Annotated in this window: 7 protein-coding genes, 1 tRNA gene and 1 pseudogene; all 9 read right to left on the bottom strand. The window is 67.9% G+C overall.

The annotated features are described in order from the left end of the window. On the bottom strand, positions 1-530 hold a 530-nt coding region (locus E1298_RS34560), incomplete at its 3' end, for a bleomycin resistance protein (RefSeq protein WP_131900873.1). Positions 531-572: 42 nt separating this feature from the next. After that, on the bottom strand, positions 573-1,853 hold the full coding sequence (locus E1298_RS34565; RefSeq protein ID WP_207945003.1) for an SGNH/GDSL hydrolase family protein: 1,281 nt from the start codon (positions 1,851-1,853) through the stop codon (positions 573-575). Between the two features lie 901 nt (positions 1,854-2,754). Next, the gene (locus tag E1298_RS34575) at positions 2,755-3,795 is read right to left on the bottom strand and encodes a phosphatidylinositol-specific phospholipase C1-like protein (RefSeq protein ID WP_207945004.1); all 1,041 of its coding nucleotides are present in this window, start codon (positions 3,793-3,795) and stop codon (positions 2,755-2,757) included. 591 nt (positions 3,796-4,386) lie between these two features. Then, positions 4,387-4,460 (bottom strand) — tRNA-Ile (locus E1298_RS34580). A 90-nt stretch (positions 4,461-4,550) separates the two neighbouring features. Continuing rightward, positions 4,551-4,922, bottom strand: a pseudogene (locus E1298_RS51965) (DUF3566 domain-containing protein); the annotation flags it as partial. Between the two features lie 849 nt (positions 4,923-5,771). Beyond that, complete coding sequence (gene gyrA, locus E1298_RS34590) at positions 5,772-8,282, bottom strand: DNA gyrase subunit A (RefSeq protein ID WP_131900879.1); 2,511 nt, start codon at positions 8,280-8,282, stop codon at positions 5,772-5,774. Positions 8,283-8,367: 85 nt separating this feature from the next. Continuing rightward, complete coding sequence (gene gyrB / locus E1298_RS34595) at positions 8,368-10,317, bottom strand: DNA topoisomerase (ATP-hydrolyzing) subunit B (RefSeq protein WP_131900881.1); 1,950 nt, start codon at positions 10,315-10,317, stop codon at positions 8,368-8,370. A 651-nt stretch (positions 10,318-10,968) separates the two neighbouring features. Beyond that, positions 10,969-11,550 carry a DciA family protein gene (locus E1298_RS34600; protein WP_243725986.1) on the bottom strand — a complete coding sequence of 194 codons (582 nt, stop codon included), beginning with the start codon at positions 11,548-11,550 and terminating at the stop codon, positions 10,969-10,971. Between the two features lie 65 nt (positions 11,551-11,615). Next, positions 11,616-12,740: a DNA replication/repair protein RecF gene (recF, locus tag E1298_RS34605; protein WP_131900883.1), complete on the bottom strand. Its 1,125-nt coding sequence runs from the start codon at positions 12,738-12,740 to the stop codon at positions 11,616-11,618. Positions 12,741-12,831 lie beyond the last annotated feature (91 nt).

Raw genomic sequence — 12,831 nt, forward strand, 5'->3', positions numbered from 1 at the left:
TAAGAGACGGGGGCGTCGGAGGCGAGGAGGTGGTCGAGGATCTTGGCGGCGGCTGGGTAGTCCTCTTTTGAGTCGCCAAGGAGGGCGGCCATGTGCAGTGCTTTGGCGACCCGCTCTTGGGGGATCGGTGAGTGCTCCAGGTTGTCGGAGATCGGTTGGCCGATGCGGAGCTGGATGCCGTCGGGGTCGGTGATGAGGAACTGGCGGACTCCGTAGGACATGTCCTTGAGGGAACTCAGCCTGGGGAGGCCGCGGGTGGGGATGCGGCCCAGGGCTTGCTTGAGGTTGGTGCGGAAGGACTCGAAAAGCGTGTCGACGTCGGTGGTGACGACGTAGCACATGTGCATGGACGTGGCCGGGTCGTGCTTCTTCCAGCCGTAGAACTGCAGAACGATGTCGCCGCGGCGGACGGAGAGGTAGGGGTTGGGACGGGTCTGCCATGACGCCTGTTCGAAGCCTAGAGCTCGGTAGAACTCCCAGGTCGTCTCGATTGAGCGGCACGGAAAGATTGGGATTGTCGTTTCGCCCATGGGGGGAGGGTAGGTTGAGGTTGATTGTGTCGTCAAGTTTGATTAGAGTGTTCTGGGGTCGATGGCAGCTGCGATGGCCTGGTAGCCGGCGTCGTTGGGGTGCAGGCCGTCCATGAAGACGTAGCCGGGCCTGGGCTGTTCGCGGTCGGCGGGGCTGGACATGACGCGGTCGGCGTCGATGACCGCGTCGTATTCGTGGCTGGTGCGGATCCAGAGGTTGACGGCCTGGCGGGTCTTCTCGCCCTCGGGGCTCCAGATCGGGAAGAGGGCGCCCTTCATGGGCAGGATGGTCATGCCGATGGCTTTGACGCCGCGCGCGTGGGCGGCGCGGATGAGCTTGCGGTGGCCGTCGATCAGCTGTTGGGCGGTCACCTTGGGGTTCGGTCGTACGCAGGGGTCATCGATCTGGGGTGCGCCGATGTCGTTCGCGCCCAGGTGGACGATCACCGAGTGCACACCAGGGCGGTCGAGGGCGTCGCGTTTGAAGCGGGACAGGCCCTTCTCGCCGCCGCAGGTGGAGTCGTGGAGCAGCTTGTTGGTGCCGATGCCCGCGTTGACGACACCCAACGGGCTGCGGGCTGCGGTCAGCCGTTCCTGGAGGTCGTCGGGGAAGCGGGCGTCGGCGTCCGCGGTGGCGCCCACGCCGTCCACGAGGGAGTCACCGAAGACGACCACGGTGCCTTGCCCGGCGGTGCGGCCCGCCACCTCGACGCCGGCGAGGTAGTACCAGGAGCCGGTGGATTCCTTGAACGTGTCCTTGCCGTTGTCAGTCAGGCGGTCGCCGGGTGCGCGGAACGAGTCGGTGAGGGCGAATCGGTGGAACGTGGCGGGGCCGGTGGGCTCGGTGAAGCGCATCGTGATCGCCAGCCGTTCCAGGGGCGAGGTGGTCAGCGGGATCGCGTCGCTGACGAGTTCACGTCCCGGCGGGACGACGGCCTTGGCGGAGCGGCCGAACGTGACGCGGGTGATCGTTTTCGGCCAGGCGAGGGCCCCGCCGGCTGATCTGGCGACGGTCACACCCGCTACGCGCAGCGGCTTGGTGCCGTAGGCGTTCGTCAGGCGGATCCGGGCCTGGGATCCGCCGGTGCCGACCCGCACCACCTGCCGGACGGACTGGTCGCTGAAACCCCGATCCGACCAGTTGGGCTCGGAGTCGTCGCCTCGGACGGGCCCCTGGACGCCGGCGCCCCAGGCGACCGTCCATCGGTTCGTCGGAGAGGACGCGTCGTTGAGCCGCGCGGAGACCGCGGAACGGGACGATGGGGCGTGCGTCATTCCGGCGATCAAGGCCGTGGCGGCGAGCGAGCCGATGATGATCTTCACTGTACGGGCGCCTGGCGTGGGGAAATCCATAGGTCGATCTCAGCGTTTGGCGGCGCTGTGGGCATCATGGCGGACTCCACTCTTTGGGTAGGGCCAGCCATACCCCCAACGGTTATCCACATATTGTGGATAACTGGCCTCGCCTGTACCGCTTCCGGCATGGTGGTGGGGAGGTACTGGCGTCCGTCCGGAATGGGGCGGGCGATCGAGTTCCTTACGGCGGTGGGTCGCGTGAGCACCGACGCGTGCCAAGGGTCGTGCTGCTTTCCGATGTCGTGGGCGTATCGATACGCGTACCGAGCTCGGAGGGAGGAGGTGGGATAGGGAGCATCGGCTTGGAGCCGTTCCACATGGGCGAGTCGCCCCTGCGCGCGCTTGGTGACAACAGCGGTGGGAATTTGGACGGCTTCGGGCGTCGTCCGTACTGGTCAGCGCGCATCCACTTCATTGTTCGGGCAGACGGGTATGCGCCGTTGACGGCTCGTATCCTTGCCGACCGCCCCGGGCGCCGCCCAGCGCGCTGAGGTCGGCCTTGCGGGGGCGGCCCGAGGTCGAGACCGCTGTCCGGTCCGGCAGGTCGGCGGGCGGACGATTCTGGAGCTGTGGGTGTCTGCGGAGGAGCTTGAGGAGTTCAGCTCGCACATTTTGGGCCGGATCGAGGTCGTCCATGAGTTCCACGCCGACCCTGCCGAGCCGGCAGACCCTGCCGATCCCGCTGGTTAGTCGACTTGATCTGCTCTGCGGCCGTTGGATCGGTCGGCTGTCTGCCCCTAGGACGGCTTCCCTGTTCGCCCATCGTTGGCCCGCGTCGCCAGCCGGTGCGTCCAGGCCGTTTGTCGACTGTCTCCGCTTGGCTTCCGTGTAGCGCCGCGTTCGGAAGCCTTGGGTGCGGTGTTGCCTGTCAGTGCTCCAGGCGCGTGGAGCGGCAGGAGCGCGGGGCGTTCACCGGGTTGCAGCGGGCCGGGGCGTCGCCGGGTAGTTGGGCCACGTAGTCGCTTCCGTACCTGGCCGCCATGCCGATCACCGGGAAATCCGTGCTGACAACCTGCGCGCCACTGGCGAGCGCTGCCTTGAGCCGGGACGTGTCGCCCGAACGGGCCTGGTCGAACGGAACGTCCGAACGTGTACGTACGAGGTACCCGCGACGGACGAGGTCCTGGATCTCCTGTAGACCGGCACCGGTCGGATCGTTCTGCTCGACGAACGCGGCGTCGGGACGGCCTGGTGCGGCATCGGTGAAGATGACGCGTCCCTCCAGGTTGGGGTGGCCGGCCAGGTAGGGCGCTTGGACGTCCGCAGCCTTGTTGTCCATCAGGAACAGGAACTTGCCTCGGGATTTCGCCAGCGTCGGCCACCCGTGCCTCAGTACGGACTGCTCCAGTGTGAGGCCGGGCCGTCGCAGGTCGTCCGGCTTGATGATCCGGTCGTTGCCGATGGCCGTTCGGATCTCGGCGTCCAGGCGGTCCATGAGTGGGCCGTCCCAGCGTGGGCTGCGCGGGCCGCCGAGCTTCTCCATCGCGGGATCGGTCGACTTGAACTCCAGCAGGATCGGGATCGGCACGTGGCCCTTGTGGGCGTCCGACCAGGCGCGCGCCTGGCGCAGGCACTTGCTGAGCGACGAGCAGGACGTGCCGTAGTCGTGGTCGGCCCAGTGCAGAACCTTGAATCCCGGCTTCCGCAGATCCGGGTCGTCGATGGGCCCGAGGCCCGCTTCCCTGCGGACGATGGGCTTCGTGTAGAGGCCGCCCTGAGGGTCGGGGAAGATGTCCAGTTCGATGCTGCGGACGCGCTGCGCCGAGAACTGCTGGGGCAGCGACGCGTGCGAGTACGCGAGGTTCCACCAGTTGGCGTCCCGTTTGGCCTGGACGGCCTTCTCCACATCGGTGAGCTCGCGGTGGTAGCTGTTGTGCGTCGCGATCGTCTGGATCTGGTTGAGCCGCACCTGCCCATTCTTGAGCGGTCGGCCCTTCTCAGCCTGGACGGTCTTGGCCTGGGCAGGGTGGGCCGCGGCCAGGACGGCCACAGCGGTTGAAAGCGCGGCAAGAGCGATACGGCTGCGACGCACCTGGTCCTCCGGGGGGAACGTGGATCATGGAACGTCTCGGAGCTTGATCCTTTTCCATGATCGCCACGTGAAGGACGCCGATGGAGGCCATGAACCACGGCCGAACTCCGGCACGCGACCGTCGTCCATAGCCTGTGGATAAGTTCGGTCCCCAGGAGTGACGGGTTGTGGACGCCGCGTCATCCACCGGGTCATCCCCAGGCCGTTACTCAGCGATTAATCGCGTCTGCGCTGGTCATCGGAGTTGGTTGGGGAAGTCGATCTCTTCGTCCACAGACTGTGGATAACGAGTCCCACAGGTACGTGGATACAGGCATCCCCAGCAGGGTCCCCAGGCCGTCCCCAGCTTCACCGGTTTCCGCGACGTCTTCCACATCCCACACCGCGATCGCACACGGCCCGGACATGACAAAGGACCAGCAGGTAAGAAGCGTGGCTTCTGACCTTGCTGGTCCTGTGGAGGGGAAGTGGGCCTAGGTGGACTTGAACCACCGGCCTCATCCTTATCAGGGATGCGCTCTAACCGACTGAGCTATAGGCCCGCACTTGCCGCCGCCCCGGGCGGCGCAACGAGAGGTTACCTCATCTGGCCTGACAACCGGAAATCGATTGTGGGGCAGCGGCAGGCGGTACTACTCGGCTTCCTTCAGGGTGACCTCGACGCCGCCGACGAGGTCCGCGGCGAGGTTGTAGATGACCGAGCCGACCGTGGACAGGGCCGTGATGAGAAGGACGTTCAGGGCGCCCACGAGGACGGTGTAGCCGAAGACGCGGAAGAAGGAGAACCAGTTGCCGGCATCGACTCCGCCGGTGGTCTCGCCCTGCTGCTTGGTGAGGCTGTTGATCGTGTCGCTGATGGCGCCGAACACGCCGAGGCCGGAGAGGATCACATATAGGACGGTCACCGCGACCAGCAGGACGACAAAGCAGACCAGCGACATCACGAAGCTGAACTTCATCACCGACCACGGCTCCAGCCGGGCGAGCTGGAGTTGCGCCTTGCGCGCCGGCTTGCCGCTCGTGGCGGGCTTCGCGGTGGACGACTTCACCGGGCTCGCGGCGGGAGCGGGACGGTCCTTGAGGACGGTGCCGGCGAAGCTGGAGCCCGCGGAGTTCCCCGAGCCGGAGGAATTGCCGGAAGCAGAGGAATTGGCCGAGCCGGACGACGCCTCGCGGCGGCCGAACGGCGTGGACGGCTTGGACGGCGTAGACGGCTTGTCGGTGCGGTCCCTGGAGACCGAACCGGTCGGCTCGGCGGGTTTCGTCCAGCCCGAGGACGAGCTGGAAGAACCCGGCGAGCCTGCCGCACTCGACGATGAAGTGGACGAACCCGACGAGTTCGACGGCGTGGTCATGGACGGCTTCGAGGGCGGCTTCGACTCGGCCGAGCCGACCCCCGATCCGGAGCCCACAACCGAGCCCGAGCCCGAGCCGACCCCCGAGTCCGAACCCGAGCCCGAGCCGAAGCCGGAATCCGACCCCGAACCCGAGCCGGAACCCGAACCCGAGCCCAGCCCGGGCGCCGTCCCCGGCAAGGGCGTAGAGGACGGTTTGTCGTCGGTCGGCGGCTCGGTGGTGTCCTCCAGCGGGGCGATCTCCGGGGTCCCCGAGGACTTCCCGGGGTCGTCCCCGATCTTGGCGAGATCGATCCTCGTGTCGTCCGCGGCCGAGGAGGTGATCTCCACGGTCGTCTCGTCCCGGCCGGGCTTGGCAGACGCGGCGGCGACGGTCTTTCCTGGCTTGCCCCCGGGTTTCCCGCCGGAACGGCCCGCGCCGGACCCGCCCTTGCTCTTGCCGGGCTCGGTGCTCACGTGTCCTCCTGGCCTAGCGGCTCGGCGACGAGGTCGGAGACGCTACTCACCGTCGCCCCCCTCGCCCTCGGCGTCCTCTGAGTCCACCATGGACTCTACGTTCCTCGCGATGGCGACCACGCTGTCGCCCTCGGCGAGGTTCATGAGACGAACGCCCATGGTCTGCCTGCCGGATTGCTTGATCTCCGCGGCGGTGGTGCGGATGACCCCCCCGTTGGACGTCATCGCGAACACCTCGTCGTCGAGGCCGACCATCAGCGCCCCTACCAACATGCCGCGGGTTTGAACGATCTTAGCGGTGAGGACCCCCTTACCCCCACGACCTTGGAGCGGGTACTGGTCGGCGCGGGTGCGCTTGGCGTAGCCGCCCTCGGTAGCGATCAGGACATCCTGGGACGAACCCTGCACGACAAGCATGTTGAGGACTTCCTGGTCCTCCTCGAACCGCATGCCGATGACGCCGGACGTGGCGCGGCCCATCGGGCGCAGGGAGTCGTCGTCGGCGCTGAAGCGGATCGCCTGGGCGCCGGTGGAGACCATCAGCAGGTCGTCGTCGGAGGAGACGAGCCGCGCGGCGATGACCTCGTCGTCGTCGACCAGGTTGATGGCGATGATGCCGCCGGTGCGGGGCGAGTCGAAGTCGGTCAGCACGGTCTTCTTGACGCGGCCGCGCTTGGTGGCGAGCACGAGGTAGGGCGCGACCTCGTAGTCGCGCAGGTCCATGACCTGGGCGATGTGCTCGTCCGGCTGGAAGGCCAGCAGGTTGGCGACGTGCTGGCCGCGCGAGTCGCGGCCGGAGTCGGGCAGCTCGTACGCCTTGGCGCGGTAGACGCGGCCCTTGTTGGTGAAGAACAGGATCCAGTGGTGCGTCGTGGTGACGAAGAACTGGTCGACGATGTCGTCCTGCTTGAGCTGTGCGCCGCGGATGCCCTTGCCGCCGCGCCGCTGCGCGCGGTACAGGTCGGTCTTGGTGCGCTTGGCGTAGCCGCCGCGGGTGATGGTGACGACGACGTCCTCTTCGGCGATGAGGTCCTCGTAGGAGACGTCGCCGTCGAAGGGGATGATCTGGGTGCGCCGCTCGTCGCCGAACTTGTCGACAATGGGGGCGAGCTCATCGCTGACGATCTGGCGCTGCCGCTCGGGGGAGCCCAGGATGTCGTTGTAGTCGGCGATCTCCGCCATGAGCTTGTCGAACTCGTCGGTGATCTGCTGGCGTTCCAGGGCGGCGAGCTTGCGCAGCTGCATGTCGAGGATGGCCTGCGCCTGGATCTCGTCGATCTCCAGCATGCCCATCAGGCCCCGCTGCGCCTCCTGTGCGGACGGCGAGCGTCGGATGAGGGCGATGACCTCGTCGATCCGGTCCAGGGCCTTCAGGAGGGCGCGCAGGATGTGGGCGCGCTCCTCGGCCTTGCGGAGCAGGAACCGGGTGCGGCGGACGATGACGTCGATCTGGTGCGCGACCCAGTACCGGACGAACTGGTCGATGCGCAGGGTGCGGGGCACGCCGTCGACGAGCGCGAGCATGTTCGCGCCGAACGTCTCCTGGAGCTGGGTGTGCTTGTACAGGTTGTTCAGGACGACCTTGGCGACGGCGTCCCGCTTGAGGACGATGACCAGGCGCTGGCCGGTCCGGCCCGAGGTCTCGTCGCGGACGTCGGCGACGCCGTCGAGCTTGCCCTCCTTGACCAGCTCGGCGATCTTGAGGGCGAGGTTGTCGGGGTTGACCTGGTAGGGCAGCTCGGTGACGACCAGGCAGGTGCGGCCCTGGATCTCCTCGACCTCGACGACGGCCCGCATGGTGATGGAGCCGCGGCCCGTCCGGTACGCCTCCTCAATGCCCTTGCGTCCGACGATGAGGCCGGCGGTCGGGAAGTCGGGGCCCTTGACCCGCTCGATGAGGGCTTCGAGGAGCTCCTCGTCGTTGGTGCCGTAGTGGGCCAGGTACCAGCGGACGCCTTCGGCGACCTCGCGCAGGTTGTGCGGCGGGATGTTGGTGGCCATGCCGACGGCGATGCCGGCCGAGCCGTTCACCAGCAGGTTGGGGTACCGCGACGGGAGGACGTCGGGCTCCTGCGAGCGGCCGTCGTAGTTGGGGGAGAAGTCGACGGTCTCCTTGTCGATGTCGCGCAGAAGCTCCATCGCAAGGGGCGCCATACGGCACTCGGTGTACCGCATGGCCGCGGCCGGGTCGTTCCCACGCGAGCCGAAGTTGCCGTTGCCGTCTACCAGTGGGTAACGCATCGACCACGGCTGCGCGAGCCGGACGAGCGCGTCGTAGATGGCCGAGTCGCCGTGGGGGTGGTAGTTGCCCATGACGTCGCCGACGACGCGCGCGCACTTGAAGTAGCCGCGGTCGGGCCGGTAGCCGCCGTCGTACATCGCGTACAGGACGCGGCGGTGCACCGGCTTGAGTCCGTCACGCACCTCGGGCAGCGCACGCGCGACGATGACCGACATCGCGTAGTCGAGATAGCTCTTCTGCATCTCGACCTGGATGTCGACCGGTTCGATCCGCTCGCCCGGGTGTCCACCCTCTGTGGTCACGTCCGTCACTCTCAAGACCTCTTCTGATCGGTGGGAAGGAAGTACGGCCGCCGCCGGACGTCAGGCCCGCGGGAGCCCGGCCCGGGCCCGTACCTCAGATGTCGAGGAAGCGCACGTCCTTGGCGTTGCGCTGGATGAACTCCCGGCGAGGCTCGACCTCCTCGCCCATGAGCGTGCTGAACAGCTCGTCGGCCTGGGCGGCGTCGTCGAGCTGAACCTGCAGCAGCACCCGGTTGTCGGGGTCCATCGTGGTGTCCCACAGCTCGTTGGCGTTCATCTCGCCCAGCCCCTTGAAGCGCTGCACCTGGTCGCGGGGGCGGGGGTCCTTCTTGCCGGCGGCCATCCCGGCCTCGATGATCGCGTCGCGCTCGGCGTCGGAGTAGGCGTAGTCGGCGGTCGTCCCGCGGGCGTCCCACTTGATCTTGTAGAGCGGGGGCTGGGACAGGTAGACGTGCCCGGCCTCGATCAGCGGCTTCATGAACCTGAACAGCAGGGTCAGCAGCAGCGTGTTGATGTGGTGGCCGTCGACGTCCGCGTCCGACATCAGGATGATCTTGTGGTAGCGGAGCTTGGCGATGTCGAACTCGTCGTGCACCCCGGTGCCCAGGGCGGTGATGATCGCCTGCACCTCGTTGTTCTTCAGGATCCGGTCGATCCGGGCCTTCTCCACGTTCAGGATCTTGCCGCGGATCGGGAGGATGGCCTGGAAGTGCGGGTTTCGGCCGCCCTTGGCCGAGCCGCCCGCCGAGTCGCCCTCGACGATGTAGAGCTCCGACTGGGACGGGTCGGTGGACTGGCAGTCCGACAGCTTGCCGGGCAACGACGTCGACTCCAGCAGGCTCTTGCGGCGGGTCAGGTCGCGCGCCTGCCGCGCCGCGACCCGCGCGCGCGCCGCCTGCGACGCCTTGTTGATGATCTCCTTGGCCTCGCCGGGGTTCTCCTCGAACCAGTCGCGCAGATGCTCGTTGCACGCCTTCTGCACGAACGACTTGGCCTCGGTGTTGCCGAGCTTCGTCTTCGTCTGGCCCTCGAACTGCGGGTCGGCCAGCTTGATCGAGATGATCGCGGTGAGGCCCTCGCGGACGTCCTCGCCGGTGAGGTTGTCGTCCTTGTCGCGCAGCAGCCCCTTGTCGCGGGCGTACCGGTTGACGATCGTGGTCAGCGCCGCGCGGAACCCCTCCTCGTGGGTGCCGCCCTCGGCCGTGTTGATCGTGTTCGCGAACGTGTGGACGGACTCGGCGTAGGACGAGTTCCACTGCATGGCGATCTCAAGGGACATGCCCTTGGTGTCGTCGCTGAAGTACACGACCGACTCGTGGACGGCGTCCTTGCGCGCGTTGATGTAGCGCACGAAGTCTTCGATGCCGCCCTCGTAGTGGTACTTGACCACGTGAGGGGCGTCCTCGCCGTCGCCGTTGCCGTGGTCGGGACGCTCGTCCCGCAGCGTGATCGACAACCCGCGGTTGAGGAAGGCCATCTCCTGCATGCGGCGGGAGAGGGTCTCGAAGTTCCACTCGGTGGTCTCGAAGATGTCGGCGTCGGGCCAAAAGGTGATGCGAGTGCCGGTCTCCTCGGTCTCCTCGCCCTTGTCGAGCGCGGTCACGGGGCCTTGCCAGTTGTAGGTCTGGCGCCACACGTGGCCGTCGACCCGCACTTCGGCTTCCAACCGGGTGGACAGGGCGTTCACCACCGCGGAGCCGACACCGTGCAGGCCGCCGGAGACGGCATAGGACTTGCCGTCGAACTTGCCGCCCGCGTGCAGCGTGGTCAGCACAAGCTCGATGGCCGGCCGTTTCTCCACCGGGTGCTCGCCCACCGGGATGCCGCGCCCGTTGTCGAGCACGCTCACACCGCCGTCGGCCAGCAGCGTCACCACGATGTCGTCGGCGTAGCCCGCCAGTGCCTCGTCGACCGAGTTGTCGACGATCTCGTAGACCAGGTGGTGGAGGCCGCGCTCACCGGTCGAACCGATGTACATGCCCGGGCGCTTGCGCACCGCCTCCAGACCTTCAAGGACAGTGATCGAACTAGCGTCGTACGCCAAAGGAGATCCTCCTGACGGGGATGTCGGCCGCCCCGCGCCCGAGGGAGCGCGGTGTGCCCCGTAACACACGTGAGGGCGCCCTTGTGCTCTGTTCGTGTTCGGTAGAGCCCTGGGCGACCCATGGCGGCGCAGCATCCTGAACCCGAATTCATTCTACCGGGTCACGAGGCGAAAAGTGGCACTCACGAGCGCTGTGTGCGCGTGTGGCGGCCGCACGGGCCTGGAGAGGCATCCCCCCATAGACCCGGGGGGGTTCTCTGGCCTACGGCGCGCTCGTTGCTGAACTCGTCACCTTGTGTCCCGAACAGATGTTCCCACCTGCCACTGACATTCGGTCACACGGAGCAACAACGCCCGCGCCGTACCGTCACGTTCCCAGCGAACTTGTCACTTCCGCCCAGCGGATGGCCGGACGGCGGCCGGACGGCGGCCGTGACACGCCACGAGCAACCCGGAGAGGCGACCGCACAGGACGGCACGGGCGGCAAAGTCGATGGCACGGAAAGCACAGCCGATCCGGCCGCCGACGGAACGAATCAACACGAAACGAGCGGGTGCGTGGGCAGGCTCCGATGGACGCGGCGGACGCGGACCAACACGCGCGCCACCGCGTTGTAGACGAAGTGATCGGGTCAGCGAACTGTGATCGGGTCAGCGAACCCGCCAGGCCCCCGCCCGGCGCGGCCCAGAAGCGGGACCGACCACCTTCACGCGGCGGACGGTGCCGTGACCCAGTTCCTCGTTCAGCCGCCGTACGAGCGTGGACGAAAGCAGACGGAGCTGCGTCGCCCAGGTGGTGGAATCGGCGGCCACGGTCAGCTCGCCGTCCTCGAAGCGTTCTGGACGGGTGTGCTCGGCCAGCTCGGGGCCGACGATGCCGGGCCAGTTGCCGAACACGCCGCCGACGGCCGCCCGCTGCTCCCATCCGCGCGTGGCCAGCAGCTCGCGGATCGCGGCGCCGAACGCCTTCGGATCACCGCCGCGTCCCGGGTCGCGGACGCGCACCAGCTTGGCGTTGCTCTTGCGCTTGTTGCCCTGGCCGGGGATCGTGCCGCGCTTGAGCGCGTCCGCCTTCGCCTGGGCCAGGGCCTCGCGCGCCAGCTCGATCCCGGACTTCGCCGACGATTCCTCGGCGACGGGTTCCGTTCGTTGGCCTGCCTCGGGACGGCCGGTCCCAGCAGAGCCCGCCGCGGGGGAGCCCGTAGGCGGATCCGTCGTGGGAGAGCCCGTCACGCCCGGGGAGTTATGCACATCCTGTGGATCGTCGGTCACGCGCTCGTCCCTCCCCAGGCTGTGGATCAGTCTCGAATGACCTGGCCGTCCGAGACGGTATACGACCCGCCCGTCAGTTCGGCGGGAACATCGGCGGGAACGGCGGCGGTGATCAGAACCTGCTCGGCCGGGACCACCATCTCCGCAAGACGGCTCCGGCGGCCCACGTCCAGCTCGGCGAACACGTCGTCCAGGATCAGCACCGGGTCGTCCCCGTCCGCGCGCAGCAGGTCGAACGCGGCGAGCCGCAGGCCGAGCGCGAACGACCACGACTCGCCATGGCTGGCGTAGCCGCGCGCGGGCAGCTCCCCCAGCCGCAGGACGAGCTCGTCCCGGTGCGGGCCGACGAGGCTGATGCCCCGCTCCAGCTCCTGCTTTCGGGAATCGGCCACGGCCACCAGCATCTGCTCGGCCAGTTGTGCACGGTCTGTGGACAACTCTTGGTCGCTCAAGGAGCTCTTGTAGAGGAGGTCCACAGCGCCACTGGCCGGTGCCAGGGCGGCATACGCGCGCGCGACAAGAGGACGGAGCGCCGCCACCAGTTCCAGCCGGGCGGCCAGAAGCTCCGATCCGGTTCGGGCGAGGTGCGAGTCCCACACGTCCAGCGTCGCGAGCACCTCGGCGCCGGGGGATCGCCTATGCGCGGCCGCCGACTTCAGCAGGGCGTTGCGCTGCTTGAGGACGCGGTCGTAGTCGGAGCGGACGCCGGCGAAGCGCGGGGCCTTGGCGGTCAGCAGCTCGTCCATGAAACGGCGGCGCTCCCCCGGGTCGCCCTTGACCAGGGACAGGTCCTCGGGCGCGAACAGCACGGTGCGCAGCATCCCCAGGATCTCGCGCGGCCTGGGGACAGGGGAGCGGTTGAGCCTCGCCCGGTTCGCCTTCCCCGGGTTGATCTCCAGCTCGATGAGGGCCTTACGGTCGTCCTTCACCACCCCGGCCCGGACGATCGCCCGCGGCGCGCCATGCCGGACGAGCGGCGCGTCAGTGGCCGCCCGGTGGCTTCCATGCGCGGCGACGTAACCGATGGCCTCGACCAGGTTCGTCTTGCCCTGCCCATTGGGGCCTACGAACGCGGTCACCCCCCGCTCAAGCGCGACCTCAGCGGTCGCGTACGAGCGGAAGTCCTGGAGCGAGAGGTGGGCGACGTGCACGGGACACGAGCGTAGAGCCTCCCGTCCGCCCCGTAAGCCACAGGGCGGGGCGGACGGTGAAGTTCAACGGCGAGGGCGCGCGGGGGATGGG

This window comes from Actinomadura rubrisoli (genome assembly GCF_004349215.1).
In the GTDB taxonomy this organism is placed as follows: Bacteria; Actinomycetota; Actinomycetes; order Streptosporangiales; family Streptosporangiaceae; genus Spirillospora; species Spirillospora rubrisoli.